Genomic DNA, 14,409 nt, shown 5'->3' with positions numbered 1-14,409 from the left:
TCCTAAGCCTTACTCCGTGGGGAAGGGCCGCCGCCATTTCGGGGAAGGCGCCCCGCCGCGGCCGCTTCCGTCCCGCATCGGCTTGCCTCTTGCCCCGCCGCGCACCATCTCGGGGCCGAACATGGCCGATAGCGGCTTGCCGCGCGCGAACAAATATGGAACATTTGCCCTCATGCTGACTCACATTTCCGTCCGTGGCGCGCGCGAGCACAATCTCAAGGGCGTGGATGTCGATATCCCGCGCGAAACGCTCACGGTCATCACCGGCCTGTCGGGGTCGGGCAAGTCCAGCCTCGCCTTCGACACCATCTATGCCGAAGGCCAGCGCCGCTACGTGGAGTCGCTCTCGGCCTATGCGCGCCAGTTCCTGGAGCTGATGCAGAAGCCCGACGTCGATCATATCGAGGGCCTCTCCCCCGCCATCTCGATCGAGCAGAAGACGACCTCGCGCAACCCGCGCTCGACGGTCGCGACCGTGACCGAGATCTACGATTATATGCGCCTGCTCTGGGCGCGGGTCGGCGTGCCTTATTCGCCCGCCACCGGCCTGCCGATCAGCGCGCAGACGGTCAGCCAGATGGTCGATCGCGTGCTGCAATTGCCGGAAGGCACGCGCTTCTACCTGCTCGCGCCCGTCGTGCGCGGCCGCAAGGGCGAATATCGCAAGGAACTGGCCGAATGGCAGAAGCAGGGCTTCACCCGCGTCCGCATCGACGGCGAATTCTACGAGATCGAGGACGCCCCCGCGCTCGACAAGAAATACAAGCATGACATCGAGGTGGTGGTCGATCGCCTCGTCGTGCGCGAAGGCATGGAAACCCGCCTCGCCCAGAGCTTCGAGACCGCGCTGAAGCTTGCCGAGGGGCTGGCCTATGTCGATCTCGCCGACGGCGTCGTGCCGGGGCGCGAGGCGGAGGATGCCGGCGGCCAGATGAAGGGCGCGGGCGTGCCGGCCAACCGCATCACCTTCTCGGAGAAATTCGCCTGCCCCGTCTCCGGCTTCACCATTGCCGAGATCGAGCCGCGTCTCTTCTCCTTCAACGCCCCCCAGGGCGCCTGCCCCGCCTGCGACGGCCTGGGCGAGAAGCTCTATTTCGATCCCCAATTGGTCGTGCCGAACGAGAATCTCTCGCTCAAGCAGGGCGCGGTCGTCCCCTGGGCCAAGTCCAACCCGCCCTCGCCTTATTACATGCAGGTGCTGGCCAGCCTCGCCGCCCATTTCGGCTTCAGGCTCGATACGCCGTGGAACCAGCTCACCGACGAGCAGCGCGAGGCGATCCTCAACGGCACCGGCCGCACGCCGATCGTCCTCACCTTCATCGACGGGAAGAAGAGCTACCAGGTCACCAAGCCGTTCGAAGGCGTGATCGGCAATCTCAACCGCCGCATGCTCGCCACCGAAAGCGCGTGGATGCGCGAGGAGCTGGCCAAATATCAGTCCGCGGCCCCTTGCGAGGTGTGCCACGGCGCCCGCCTCAAGCCCGAGGCGCTGGCGGTGAAGATCGCGGGCGAGGATATCTCCCAGTCCACCCGCCGCGCCGTCGGCCCCGCGCTGGCCTTCTTCCGCGATATGCCCAACCATCTGAACGCCCAGCAGAATGCGATCGCCGAACGCATCCTGAAGGAAATCGTCGAGCGGCTGGGCTTCCTCGACAATGTCGGCCTCGATTATCTCAACCTCGATCGCACGTCGGGCACCTTGTCCGGCGGCGAAAGCCAGCGCATCCGCCTGGCGTCGCAGATCGGCTCGGGCCTGTCGGGCGTGCTCTACGTGCTCGATGAACCCTCGATCGGCCTCCACCAGCGCGACAATGATCGCCTGCTCGTAACCCTCCGCCGCCTGCGCGATCTCGGCAACACGGTGATCGTGGTCGAGCATGACGAGGACGCGATCCGCACCGCCGATCATGTCATCGATATGGGGCCGGGCGCGGGCGTCCATGGCGGGGCGATCGTGGCGCAGGGCTCGCTCGCCGATATCCTCGCCACCGAAGGCTCGCTCACCGGCGACTATCTCTCCGGCCGCCGCGCGGTGGACGTGCCGAAGAAGCGCCGCAAGGGCAATGGCAGGAAGCTGACGGTCAGGGGCGCGCGGGCGAACAACCTGAAGGACGTCACCGCCTCCATCCCGCTCGGCACCTTCACCTGCATCACCGGCGTCTCGGGATCGGGCAAGTCCACCTTCACCATCGACACGCTCTATGCCACCGCCGCGCGGGTGCTGAACGGCGCCCGCATGCTCGCCGGCCATCATGAGAAGATCGAGGGGCTGCAGCATCTCGACAAGGTGATCGATATCGATCAGTCGCCGATCGGCCGCACCCCGCGTTCCAACCCCGCCACCTATACCGGCGCCTTCACCAACATCCGCGACTGGTTCGCCGGCCTGCCGGAGGCGCAGGCGCGCGGCTACAAGCCCGGCCGCTTCAGCTTCAACGTCAAGGGCGGCCGCTGCGAGGCGTGCCAGGGCGATGGCGTGCTGAAGATCGAGATGCACTTCCTGCCCGACGTCTACGTCACCTGCGACGTGTGCCACGGCAAGCGCTACAATCGCGAGACGCTGGAAGTCACCTTCAAGGGCAAGTCGATCGCCGACGTGCTGGACATGACGGTCGAGGACGCGGTGGAATTCTTCAAGGCCGTGCCGCCGATCCGCGACAAGATGGCGATGCTGGCCGAAGTCGGCCTCGGTTACGTCAAGGTCGGCCAGCAGGCGACCACCTTGTCCGGCGGCGAGGCGCAGCGCGTCAAGCTCGCCAAGGAACTCAGCCGCCGCGCCACCGGCAACACCCTCTACATTCTCGACGAACCCACCACGGGCCTGCATTTCGAGGACGTCCGCAAGCTCCTGGAGGTGCTCCACGCGCTGGTGGAGCAGGGCAACAGCGTGGTCGTGATCGAGCATAATCTGGAGGTCATCAAGACCGCCGACTGGATCATCGACCTCGGCCCCGAAGGCGGCGACAAGGGCGGCGAGATCGTCGCCGCCGGCACGCCCGAACAGGTCGCGAAGGAACCCCGCAGCTACACCGGCCGCTACCTCGCCCCCCTGCTCGGCCTGCAACCGGCCGGAGAACAGGTCGCGGCGGAGTGATCACAAGACCTTCTCCCTTGGGGGAGAAGGATATGATGGCTTGGCGGCCCGGCCGCCTGGCCGAAGTTGGATGAGGGGGCCCCCTCCACCGATAATTGGAGGGGCAATCAACACCACCGATGGCGGAAGCACCGATCGCACGGAACAAAGAGTGCGCCTCAAGATGAATCAGATCATCATTTTGAAGCGCAATAACATCCGATTACGGGACACCGCCCGCTCATCCCGGGAACTGATTACCCAACTCATGGGGATTTGATGATATCGGTTCCTCTCAGGTCAGCCTCCCTCTCCCTTCTCAAAGAAATAATTATCGAAGCAGTTGAATCGTCCCCATTTCCAGCGTTAGGTTTAGACCGGCCGATCATCCGGGGGGGGAAGAGATATGGAGCTCGCAACTAAGCTCATGGCGCTTGAAAAACGCACGATTGAGCACCGGGAGTTACTGCTTACGGAAGAAGCTGCTAAAACAGCTCTCGTTTTGCCGTTCTTGCAAGCGCTGGGATATGACGTTTTTAATCCAAGCGAAGTCATACCAGAGTTTACGGCTGACGTTGGCATAAAGAAGGGCGAGAAGGTTGATTACGCCATATGCGTCGATGGCAAACTATCAATCCTCATAGAGTGCAAGCCGTCAACTTCCGACTTGGATACAAAACATGCATCTCAACTCTTTAGATATTTCTCGGTAACGGATGCGCGTGTGGCCATTTTAACGAATGGCGTTACATATCAATTCTACTCTGACACGGAACAGCCTAACAAAATGGACGACCGTCCATTTTATACATTCTCCATGGACGCGCTTAAAAGAAGCGACCCCGCAATCCTGGAGAAATTTACAAGACATTCTTTCGATGTTGAAGCAATAGTTGATGCAGCGAGTAGGTTAAAATTACAATCACAGATAAGGAAGGAAATTGAAACAGAATTTTCTTCTCCATCTGAGGAATTCGTCAGACTTATCGCCTCTCGCGTTCATAGCGGGAGGGTGTCAGCCGCAATAAGAGAGCAATTTCAATCCCTTCTTTCGTCAGCAATATCGGATCTGATCCGCGACCGCGTGAACGAACGCCTCACATCAGCGCTGAATGTAGCCAATCCTTCTACGGATATCATAGAGGAAAATACCTCTGATGACATGTCGAAAGCCGATGGCATCATAACAACAGACGATGAAATTTCAGGATTCCGCATCATTCAGGCGATAGCTTCCAGACACGTAGATCCAAGTCGAGTTGTCATAAGAGACTCGAAGTCATATTGCGCCATATTACTCGACGACAACAACAGGAAATCCCTGGCTAGGCTTCACTTCAACAGCCCCACAACGAGATATGTCGGAACATTCTCAGGAAAAGATGAGACCCGCCATCTAATCAGTGCGCTGACCGATATTTATAAGCTCGAAGAGTATATCGCCTCTCGGATTGAGGAATTGGAAAAGAAGATAGCGGCTTAGCTATCCGGCAGGGAAGCATGGTGGCTGTCTTACATGTATGAAGTTGGGGGCATGCCGAACCATGCCTCCACATCCCCTCGCCACCACCGCCTCGCGACTGGACGCCGAGCGCCAGTCCTCCTTCCCGGTCGCGGGCCGGACAGGAGCCGCCCTCCCGCGTCAGCGCTCACCAACTCGCCCCGTCGACCTTCCGCACCTCGACCGCGTCTGGATCGAACCCGTCCAGCAGCCGCGCGTTCATCCCCATCTTGCCGAAATCCTCGCCCAGCGTGCGCCAATGGGTCAGGCAGCCGCAGACCGGGCAGTGGTGGATGCCGATCGTCCGGTCGCCCCACACATAGGCGCGGGTCTCGCCCGTCACCTTCACCGCGCCATCGGGATAATAGGCCATCAGCGCGCCCGTCCTGCGGCACAGCGAGCAGTTGCAGCTATTCACCCATTCAGGGGCGTGGGGCACGGTGAGCGTCACCGCGCCGCAGTGGCAGCTTCCGGTGATGGGCGTGGGGGCGGCTTCGGGCATGATCGCAGTCTGACCCAATTTTCCTTGTCATCCCAGCGCAGGCTGGGATCGCTTTCCTCGATGTTTCGCCAAAAGCAGGCGATCCCAGCCTGTGCCGGGATGACGGCTGGAGGGGATGCCCTGTCCTACATATAACCATATAGGTTATCTTGTCGGCATGACCGACCTCGCCATCCCCTCCGCGCCGGCCGCCTCCCCGGCCGCCCCCGCAACCGCCCTTCCCCGCCGCGACGGCTGGACGCCCGAACGCCAGCGCGCCTTTCTCGAGGCGGTGGCCGAAGGCCATACGGTGGAGGCCGCGTGCCGGATCGTCGGGCTTTCCGTCGCCTCGGCTGACGTGCCGGCCTACGCCTTCCGCCGCCGCGCGAACGGGGCGGCCTTTGCGCTCGGCTGGCAGGCGGCGGCGTTGCAGGCGCGGGAGAAGCTGGCCGATATCCTCCTCTCCCGCGCGATCGACGGGCAGGTCGAAACCGTCACGCGTCCCCTGAAACTCCGCCAGTCTGAGCTAGAGTCCTTCATGAAGGAGGACGACGATGAAGCGCAGCAGGTTCACCGAGGAGCAGATTATCGGGATCTTGCGGGAGCAGGAGGCCGGTTCGAAGACGGGGGATGTGTGCCGCAAGCACGGCGTGAGCAGTGCGACATTCTACAAGTGGAAGGCGACGTATGGCGGCATGGACGTGTCGCCATCAAGCTGCCCGGGAAGCATCTCCGCCCAAAGCCCCTCACCCAGCGCCTTGCGCAGCCGGTAGGTGCCGTGCAGCGCCTCGGGCCTGCCGCTCGTCGAAGGGCTGTCGAGGATGTTCGGCAGGCCTTCGGCATCAGCGAGCGTCGGGCCTGTGCCATCCTTGGCGTGGATCGATCGTCGATGCGCTATGCGCATCGGCGTGGTGATGATGGCGACCTGCGGTCGCGTCTTCGCGAGATCGCGCTTGAACGTCGCCGGTTCGGCTACCGGCGGCTGGGGACCATGCTGGCCCGCGAGGGCATCGTGATGAACCACAAGAAGCTGCTGCGGCTATATCGCGAGGAGAACTTGCGTGTGCGGCGCCGGCGGGGCCGCAAGCGAGCGATGGGCACGCGAGCACCGATGACGTTACCGCAAGGTCCGAACCAGCGTTGGAGCCTGGACTTCGTGAGCGACACGCTGGTGTGCAGCCGGCGTATCCGTATCCTTGCGGTGGTGGACGACTTCACGCGGGAGAACCTCGCGCTGGTGGTCGATACGTCGCTGTCGGGTGCTCGTGTGGCGCGCGAGCTCGATGCGATCATCGCGGTTCGCGGCAAGCCGCTGATGATCGTGAGCGACAACGGCACGGAACTGACCAGCCTCGCGATCCTGCGTTGGGCGCAGGACCGGGGGATCGAGTGGCACTATATCGCGCCGGGCAAGCCGCAGCAGAACGGCTACGTCGAGAGCTTTAATGGTCGCTTGCGCGACGAATGCCTGAACGAGACGCTGTTCGCGTCCCTCAGCCATGCGCGGTCGGTGCTGCGGGCATGGCGCGACGACTACAACTACGTGCGGCCGCATAGCGGGATAGGCGGGCTGACGCCCGCCAATGCTGCCGGGCGGGTTGCACAACCCAACCCGCCAGGGCACCCTGGCAACCCCGGACTCTACTTATGAGTGGAGGAGAAAAGGGGAGCACGTCAGGCCAATGGCGACGTGATCGAGCGGCATCGGTTCGACAATCGCCTCGCCACCGCGATGCTCACCCGCATGGATCGGCTGGCCGATGCCCGCGTGGCAGAGGGCACGCACCAAGCCGCGCGGCTGATCGCGCAGGAATGGGAGGCGTTCCTCGATCTGGTCGGCCGCGATTGCTCGCCTGCCCGCGCCGGCCTGTTCCTGGGCCTGCGCGTCGCCGATGGCGGGGAGGAAGGCGGCGCCGGCCATGATCTCGCCCCCGTGGTGGCGCTGGCCCGCGCCGATCGCTGGCTGCGGGGCGGCGGCGCGCTGGCGGGCGATGTCGATATCTCCGATCTCGACATGGACGGCCGGGCGGGCTGGACGGCGGACCAGTGGGCGCGGGCCGAGGCCGCCGGCCTGATCCGCGTCGCGGCGCCCGATGCCGGCCCGGAGGGCACCGATGGCAATCCTCAACTTCCTCAACTTCGCGATGGCGCGGACGCCGGCCTGGCGACGGAGGACGAACCCGTCTGGTGGGATGCGGAGGAGGAAAGCTGGTTCACCCGCTTCCCGCCCCCGCCCGGCTTTCGCGGGCCGGAGGACGGCGAATATGGCGACCCGGATTATTGCCGCGCCCTCTCCCGCGCCGAACGCGCCGTGGTGGAGGCCCGCCACCGATATTTCGTCGATGGCCGCATCGCCGCCGACGCGCCCGATCGCGATCGCTGGTTCGGCTTCGTGCCCTCCGGCCAGCCCGAGGAGGAGGAGGAGGAGGAGGAGGAGGAGGAGGAGGAACCCGACGACCCCGAAGGCGATGCGGAGGATGCGCATTTCCGCCGGCAATGCGCGCAGCATGATGCGGCGGTGAACCGGCTCAATCGCCTGCTCGGCCTCTATGACGCGGACGAGGCGTGGCGCCGGGGCAAGGGGCCGGACCCGTTGGGGCTGGAGAATAACCGCGCCATGTTCCCCGATTTCAACGCCGGGCCGCCAGCGGCGCGCCCGGCCGCGGCCCCGCTTGCTCCGGCCGGCCCCACAGGCACCGGTCCCGTCGCTTCCGGCCCCACGGACCCCGGCCCGGCCCCATCCGGCAAGCCACTGCCCGACCAGCCACCGCCCGGCGCACAGGCCCCGCCGCGCGATCGCCCGCCCGCCGCCGTCCGCGCGCTCTGAACCGCGCCGTCGCCGCCGGCGGTTCCAAGCCACCCCGATTCGCCCTACAGCCCACGGGCAAGCACAACCGCACCGATCAGGAGGATCCATGGCCGTCCGTCCCCGCCGCAGCGCGCTCTACATGCCGGCGTCCAACCCCCGGGCGGTGGAAAAGGCGCGCGCGCTCGATTGCGATGTCGTGATCCTCGATCTCGAGGATGCGGTGGCGCCCGATGTGAAGGCGGATGCGCGCGCCGCCGCCGTGGCGGCGGTTGCGGCCGGCGGCTTCGGCCGGCGGGAACTGGTGGTCCGCGCCAACGGCATCGATACGCCCTGGGGGTTCGATGATCTCGCGGCGCTCGCCGCCGCCCGCCCCGATGCCGTGCTCGTCCCCAAGGTGGATGATGGCGCGGCCGTCGCCCGCCATGCCGCCGCGCTCGCCGGCGCTGCCCCGCTCTGGGTGATGATCGAAACCGCGCGCTCGATCTTCCGGCTGGAGGAGATTGCCGTCGCCCTGGCCGATGCCGGTCCCGGCGGCGGCTTCGTGCTCGGCACCAACGATCTCGCCAAGGAAATGGGGGCGCGGCCCGGCACGCTACGCGCGCCCTTCCAGGGGATGCTGGGCATGGCCGTCGCCGCCGCGCGGGCGCACGGGCTGGTCGTGCTGGATGGCGTGTTCAACGCGATCGACGACGATGCCGGCTTTGCCGAACAATGCGCGCAGGCGGTGGAATTCGGCTTCGACGGCAAGACCCTGATCCACCCGCGCCAGATCGCCGCGTGCAACGCCGCCTTCACCCCCGATGCCGATGCCGTGGCCTGGGCGCGCGCCATCGTCGCCGCCTTCGCCGATCCGGCCAATGCCGCGAAAGGCGCGATCCGGGTGGAAGGGCGGATGGTGGAACGGCTCCACCTCGCCCAGGCCGAACGCGATCTCGCCGTGGCCGAATGGGCGGCGGCGGGTTAATCCTCGCGGGGGTCGCCGCGCAGGGCGGCGTCCAGCGCCGGCTTGTCCAGCCCGCCCTCCCAGCGGGAAACGACGATGGTGGCCACCGCATTGCCGATGAAGTTGGTCAGGCTGCGGCATTCGCTCATGAACCGGTCCACCCCCAGGATCAGCGCCATCCCCGCCACCGGCACCGCCGGCAGCACGGAAAGGGTGGCCGCCAGCGTGATGAAGCCCGCGCCCGTCACCCCGGCCGCGCCCTTGGACGAAAGCATCGCCACCGCCAGCAGCAGCAGCTGGTCCCCCAGCGAAAGGTGGATGCCGGTGGCCTGGGCGATGAACAGGGCGGCCAGCGTCATGTAGATGTTGGTGCCGTCCAGGTTGAACGAATATCCGGTCGGCACCACCAGGCCGACCACCGCCTTGGGGCAGCCGGCGATCTCCATCTTCTGGATCAGCGCCGGCAGCGCCGCTTCGGAGGAGGAGGTGCCCAGCACCAGCAGCAGCTCGGCCCGCAGATAGGCGATCAGCCGGAGGATGGAAAAGCCGTTATATCGGGCCACCAGCCCCAGCACGACCAGCACGAACAAGGCGGAGGTGAGGTAGAATGTCGCCACCAATGCGATCAGGTTGGCCAGGCTCGCCAGCCCGTATTTGCCGATGGTGAAGGCCATCGCCCCGAACGCGCCGATCGGCGCCGCCCGCATCAATATGCCGACCAGCTTGAACACCGCCTGCGCCACCGTCTCCAGCAGGTCCACCACCGGCTGGGCGCGGCCGCCCAGCATGGTCAGCGACACGCCGAACAGGATGGCGACGAACAGCACCTGCAATATCTCGCCCCCGCTCAGCGCGCCGAGGAAGGTGTCCGGGATGATGTGCATCAGGAAGGCGACGAGCGACTGGTCGTGCGCGGCCCGCGTGTAGGTGGCCACCGTCCCGCTGTCGAGCGTCGCCGGGTCGATGTTCATCCCCTCGCCGGGCTGGACGACATTGGCGACGATCAGCCCCACGATCAGCGCGAAGGTGGAGAAAGTGAGGAAGTAGATGAAGGCCTTGAGCGCGACGCGGCCCACCACGCCCAGCTCCTTCATCCCCGCGATGCCGGTGACGATGGTCAGGAAGATGACCGGCGCGATCACCATCTTCACCAGCTTGATGAAGGCATCGCCCAGCGGCTTCAGCGACGCGCCGACCTCCGGCCAGAAATGGCCGATGACGCTGCCCGCGAGGATCGCCGCCAGCACCTGGAAATAAAGCTGGCCGGCCAGTCTCCGCCGGCGCGGCACCGCTTCCTCCGGCTGGCTTTCGACGACGATCATGGGTGCGGCCCTCTCCCCTCAACGGCCCTTCTCTGCCGCCGGAAGGATGGGAAGTCGAGGGGGAGAGGCCGCGCCCGCTCAGCCCGCCTTGGCGATCACCTCGTCGGCGAAGCGGCGCAGATCAGCCTTCTTCTCGTCGAGCGGCTGGCGGTCCTCCTCCACGGCATAAAGGTTGCGGAAGGCGACGGCGATGTCGGTGACGCCCGCATCCTCGAGCTTGCGGACGTCGTCCAGGCCCAGCATCCCGCCCATCGCCGTGGTGAAGATGCGGTAGGGCCGCCCCGCCGTGCCCAGCTCGGCCCGATAGGCGGCCAGCTTGTCCAGCAGCGGCAGGGTCTGTTCATAGCTGCCGCCGGCGCACAGCCAGCCGTCATGCCTGGCCGCCCGCTTCAGCGCCGCGTCGGAATGGCCGCCGATCAGGATCGGCAGCGGCCTGGTCGGCACGGGATTGAGCTTCACCGGCGCGAAATCGTAGAATTCGCCCTGGAAGCCGAAATAGCCCCCGTTGGTGAGGCCGCGGACGATCTCGATGCACTCGTCGAACCGCTTGCCGCGCTTGGCGAAATCCACGCCCATCACGGCATAATCCTCCTCCCAGACGGAAAGGCCGACGCCGAAGTTGAAGCGGTTGCCGGTGATCGCCGCGACGGATGCGGCGAGCTTCGCCGAATATACCGGCGGCCGCACCGGCAGCTTCACGACATTGGTGGTGAGTTCCAGCTTCGTGGTCGATGCCCCCAGCGCCGTCGCCAGGATGAAGCTTTCGACGAAGGGCTTGTTCTCCAGGAACTCGCGCCCGCCGTCCGCCGTGTAGGTATATTTGCTGTCGGTTTCCTGCGGGTAGATCAGGCTGTCCGGGATCATGTAGCCGGCATAGCCGTGCGCTTCGGCATCCTGGGCCAGCGGCACCAGATTTTCGAACGGCGTCATCGATTCGGCGTGGTGGAAACGCATGGCGGCCGGCCCTCTCTATCCTGTCCTATGGCAGGCGGAGTAGCCGATGCCGCCCCAAACGACCAGAATCGCCAAGGCGCCAGCTTGGGCGGAAGGGACGCGGATCGATCAGCGAATCCGGTCCCACGCCTCGGCGATGTCGGCGATGATCGAGCGCGCGGTATCGAGCGGGGCGGCGTCATTGTCGTTCACCGCCCGCAGGATGAGCCGGCTGGCCTCGGCATAGACGGAAGCCAGCAGCGGTGCGACATCGCCGCCCTTGTCATGGTCCAGCCCGTTCTCCAGCGCGGCGAGGATCGCCAGCGACCGCGCCTGCGCATCGGATCGGCGCGCATGATCCCCGTTGACCAGCCCCGATTTGAGCAGGGCCATCCGGGTCAACAGTTCCTCATACAGGATCGAAACCAACCGATGCGGCCCCGCGCCCTCGATCCGCGTCGCGATATCGACGCTCTGATAGCGGGCACCGGCGGGGGCATAGCGGGCGCGGGCGGCGGAACCGAACATGCATCACTCTCCTGTCGCGGCGGGCGGGGCCGCGCGATGTTCCGAAACGAATTGAACCATGGAACCGGCGGCGGATCAGTTGTTGCCGCTGGTCCACATCTTGATCTGCTGGTCGAGGTAGCTCTGCGTCGCCTTGAACGCCGCGACACGGCTGTCCATCGCGGTGAACTGGCGGACGAGCTGGTCGTGATAGGCGCTCTCGCGCGTCTCCATCTTCTCCCGATCCTTGGCGATCGTCTTGCTCTCGGTCGCCAGCCGGGCCTGCGTGGTCGCCAGCGGCCCGCCGGACGCGCGCAGCGCATCGCGGATCGCCTGCAAGGCGCCGCCCAGGCCGAGATCGACCGTGATCGTGCCTTCGGCAAGGTTGCCGAGCGGTTCGATCACGAGCCCCTTGGACTTGGCCGCGATCGAGGAACCCAACTGGCTGCCCGATACGACGCCCAGGAATCCTTCGATCTTGCCCGAAGCCGGATCTCCGGCCACGAGATCGCTCACCGTATAGGTGCCGGGCTTCACCGCTCCATAGGGGCTGACGATCCGGATCAGGGGGCTGGACGCCGTCTGGCCGGGGTTGAACAAGGCCTCGACGCCATCGGGATCGGACGCGAGGATCGAGGACAGGCGCGCGCCGTCGACGGCCAGGGTCCCGTCCCGCTGGGTGCGGACGCCGATTTCGGCGAGCGTCGCCGGGCCGCCCGCGCTCGACAGCACGGTCGTGGGCAGCTTGGCGAGCTGGCGCTGCATTTCCCGCAGGCCGACATCGCCGCGCAGCGCGCCGGCGCCCGCCGCCGTCGCCGCGTCCAGCATCGACTTAAGCTCGTTATAGGCCGCGACGAAATCGCTCACCGCCTGCGAGATCGCAGCGGTCGGCCGCGACGAGCCGATGGTGATGACGGTGCCGGCGGCCGCCTTCCTGAGATCGATCTTCACGCCGGGCACCAGATCGGAAAAGCTGTTCGACGTGCGCGTGACCTCCACGCCATCCACCCGCACGATCGCATCCTGGGCCGCCTGGGCGAGGCTCATGCCGGATGGGTTGCCGGCATCATAGCTGGCCGGATCGAAGGCGAAGGCCTGCAGGCCGGCATCCGCGCTCGGATCGACCGAAAGGCTGAAGGCCTGCGCGGCGCCGGTCGCCCCCTTGATGACGAGGCGGGATCCGGTCGTGTCCTGGATCACGCTGGCCGTCACGCCCGCGCCGGCCGCGTTGATGGCGCGGGCGAGCCCCGCCAGCGAATCGTTGGCGGCATCGACAGTAATGGCGAAGCTGCCCTTCGCGGTGGTGAGCGTCATCTGCCCCTGCCCGATCGGCGAGGTCGCGCCGGCATAGCTGCCCGAGGCGATGGACTGCGCGGCGGCAAGCTGGCGGACCTCCATCTGCACGGAAAGATTGCCGATCCGGGAACCCGCCAGTGCGCTGGCGACGACGCCGGTGTCGGACGACGTCGCCTGGGTGAAAAGCGAGCCGCCGGAAATCAGCGAGGAGAGAGCGGAGGCGAAGGAGTCGATCGCCGAGGAGATGTTGCCGAGCGCGGAAATCTTGGCGCTGTTCGCCTCCTCCCGCTTGGCGATCAGATCCTCCTTGGGTTTCTTCGATGCCGCCGCGAGCTGCTCGACGAGCGTCGCCGTATCGATCCCCGATCCCACGCCCAAGGTTGAAGCAATCGACGTCACTGGCCATTCCCCGCTGATCCATTCGCAAGAACGACCGGATGGACCCGAGCTTTAGGGGCATCGGGAAATTTACCCGCGACCGGAACGGCCTTTCCGGTGCCCGTTCCCGCTTGCAGGAGAATGGAACCGGCCTAACGAGAGCGGATGGCCGATCCGCACATCCTGATCCCCCACCTGCTTTCTCCATCCGCGATCGCCACCCGGATCGCCGACGGCCGGGTGATCGCCCTGGGCGGCCGGACGATGGGGACGAGCTGGTCGGCGCGGATCGCGGCGCGGGCTGCGCTGCCGGATGCCGGACCGGCCCTGCAAGCCCTGCTCGACCGGATCGTCGCGGAAATGAGCCATTGGGAGCCGACGAGCGACCTCTGCCGCTTCAACCGGCTTCCCGCCGGCGCATGGCAGGCCCTGCCGGCCGATTTCTTCACCGTGCTCCGCCGCGCGATCGACATCGCAGCCGAAAGCGACGGCGCCTTCGATCCGACGATGGGCCGGCTGGTCGATCTCTGGGGCTTCGGCCCCGCCCCCGCCAGCCTCGCCCCGCCTTCGGATGGCGACGTCGCCGCGGCTCTGGCGGCATCGGGATATCGGCGGATGGCGATCGACATCCATGGCCGGCGGGCATGCCAGCCGGGCGACCTCGCGCTCGATTTTTCGGGCATCGCCAAGGGCTATGCCGTCGACATGCTCGCCGATGCCCTGCGCCAGGCCGGCTATCGCCACTTCCTGGTCGAAGTGGGCGGCGAGCTGGTCGGCGAAGGCGTGATGCCCGACGGCCAGCCCTGGTGGGTCGATCTGGAGACGCCGCCGGAAGCCCCCGTGCCGCCAGCGCGGATCGCGCTCCACGGCCTCGCCGTGGCGACGAGCGGCGATTATCGCCGCTTCTTCGATCATGGTGGCCGGCGCTACGCCCACAGCCTCGATCCCCGCACCGGCCGGCCGGTGGAAAACGGCGTCGCGGCCGTATCGGTAGTCCACACCCGTTGCATGGACGCCGACGCCTGGGCCACGGCACTCACCGTGCTGGGGATCGAAGCCGGCATGGCGCTGGCCACGCAAAAGCGGCTGGCAGCACGCTTCATAAGCAACGAGGGCCGGGAAGCCTTCTCCCCTGCCCTCGCCGAAATGCTGGACTGATGGCCCGC

General features: G+C 66.1%; 11 protein-coding genes. 6 read left to right on the top strand and 5 right to left on the bottom strand.

Annotation, left to right across the window (positions count from 1 at the left end; genetic code table 11):
- Positions 1–172: 172 nt before the first annotated feature.
- Both uvrA and G432_RS22620 read left to right on the top strand, forming a co-directional pair.
- Positions 173–3,094, top strand: a complete 2,922-nt coding sequence (gene uvrA, locus G432_RS13435) for an excinuclease ABC subunit UvrA (RefSeq protein WP_015459362.1) — start codon at positions 173–175, stop codon at positions 3,092–3,094.
- Between the two features lie 385 nt (positions 3,095–3,479).
- On the top strand, positions 3,480–4,556 hold the full coding sequence (locus G432_RS22620; protein ID WP_015459361.1) for a type I restriction endonuclease: 1,077 nt from the start codon (positions 3,480–3,482) through the stop codon (positions 4,554–4,556).
- A gap of 166 nt (positions 4,557–4,722) precedes the next feature.
- Here the strand turns inward: G432_RS22620 and G432_RS13430 are convergent, their stop codons facing one another.
- Positions 4,723–5,076 carry a GFA family protein gene (locus tag G432_RS13430; RefSeq protein WP_015459360.1) on the bottom strand — a complete coding sequence of 118 codons (354 nt, stop codon included), beginning with the start codon at positions 5,074–5,076 and terminating at the stop codon, positions 4,723–4,725.
- A 533-nt stretch (positions 5,077–5,609) separates the two neighbouring features.
- Here G432_RS13430 and G432_RS13425 point away from each other — a divergent pair.
- From G432_RS13425 to G432_RS13415, 3 genes are all read left to right on the top strand, one after another.
- A protein-coding gene (locus G432_RS13425; protein ID WP_443024284.1) for an IS3 family transposase occupies positions 5,610–6,706 on the top strand; the annotation gives its coding sequence in 2 pieces (ribosomal slippage) (positions 5,610–5,771 and positions 5,774–6,706; 1,095 coding nt in all).
- Complete coding sequence (locus tag G432_RS13420; RefSeq protein ID WP_144062056.1) at positions 6,707–7,882, top strand: hypothetical protein; 1,176 nt, start codon at positions 6,707–6,709, stop codon at positions 7,880–7,882.
- 88 nt (positions 7,883–7,970) lie between these two features.
- Entirely contained in the window at positions 7,971–8,828 is an 858-nt protein-coding gene (locus G432_RS13415; protein ID WP_015459357.1) for an HpcH/HpaI aldolase/citrate lyase family protein, read from the top strand.
- On the opposite strand, the gene G432_RS13410 is transcribed toward G432_RS13415, so the two are convergent.
- The 4 genes from G432_RS13410 to fliD all read right to left on the bottom strand — a co-directional run bounded on the left by G432_RS13410 (position 8,825) and on the right by fliD (position 13,264).
- Complete coding sequence (locus G432_RS13410) at positions 8,825–10,129, bottom strand: dicarboxylate/amino acid:cation symporter (protein ID WP_015459356.1); 1,305 nt, start codon at positions 10,127–10,129, stop codon at positions 8,825–8,827. The genes G432_RS13415 and G432_RS13410 overlap by 4 nt on opposite strands.
- Before the next feature lie 78 nt (positions 10,130–10,207).
- Entirely contained in the window at positions 10,208–11,083 is an 876-nt protein-coding gene (locus tag G432_RS13405) for an LLM class flavin-dependent oxidoreductase (protein ID WP_015459355.1), read from the bottom strand.
- A 108-nt stretch (positions 11,084–11,191) separates the two neighbouring features.
- Positions 11,192–11,590 (bottom strand): flagellar export chaperone FliS, encoded by a 399-nt coding sequence (locus tag G432_RS13400; protein ID WP_015459354.1) that lies wholly within the window; start codon positions 11,588–11,590, stop codon positions 11,192–11,194.
- Positions 11,591–11,665: 75 nt separating this feature from the next.
- Positions 11,666–13,264: a flagellar filament capping protein FliD gene (fliD, locus tag G432_RS13395; protein WP_041864921.1), complete on the bottom strand. Its 1,599-nt coding sequence runs from the start codon at positions 13,262–13,264 to the stop codon at positions 11,666–11,668.
- 144 nt (positions 13,265–13,408) lie between these two features.
- Here fliD and G432_RS13390 point away from each other — a divergent pair, with 144 nt between their 5' ends.
- Positions 13,409–14,401, top strand: a complete 993-nt coding sequence (locus tag G432_RS13390) for an FAD:protein FMN transferase (RefSeq protein WP_015459352.1) — start codon at positions 13,409–13,411, stop codon at positions 14,399–14,401.
- Positions 14,402–14,409 lie beyond the last annotated feature (8 nt).

This window comes from Sphingomonas sp. MM-1, assembly GCF_000347675.2.
Taxonomy (GTDB): domain Bacteria; phylum Pseudomonadota; class Alphaproteobacteria; order Sphingomonadales; family Sphingomonadaceae; genus Sphingomonas_E; species Sphingomonas_E fennica.
This window is presented reverse-complemented; position numbering and strand designations above follow the sequence as displayed.

Bases quoted from the DNA above. Each gene is read 5' to 3' on its own strand.
- uvrA (WP_015459362.1), top strand. From the start codon at position 173: ATGCTGACTCACATTTCCGTCCGTGGCGCGCGCGAGCACAATCTCAAG.
- G432_RS22620 (WP_015459361.1), top strand. From the start codon at position 3,480: ATGGAGCTCGCAACTAAGCTCATGGCGCTTGAAAAACGCACGATTGAG.
- G432_RS13430 (WP_015459360.1), bottom strand. From the start codon at position 5,076: ATGCCCGAAGCCGCCCCCACGCCCATCACCGGAAGCTGCCACTGCGGC.
- G432_RS13415 (WP_015459357.1), top strand. From the start codon at position 7,971: ATGGCCGTCCGTCCCCGCCGCAGCGCGCTCTACATGCCGGCGTCCAAC.
- G432_RS13410 (WP_015459356.1), bottom strand. From the start codon at position 10,129: ATGATCGTCGTCGAAAGCCAGCCGGAGGAAGCGGTGCCGCGCCGGCGG.
- G432_RS13405 (WP_015459355.1), bottom strand. From the start codon at position 11,083: ATGCGTTTCCACCACGCCGAATCGATGACGCCGTTCGAAAATCTGGTG.
- G432_RS13400 (WP_015459354.1), bottom strand. From the start codon at position 11,590: ATGTTCGGTTCCGCCGCCCGCGCCCGCTATGCCCCCGCCGGTGCCCGC.
- G432_RS13390 (WP_015459352.1), top strand. From the start codon at position 13,409: ATGGCCGATCCGCACATCCTGATCCCCCACCTGCTTTCTCCATCCGCG.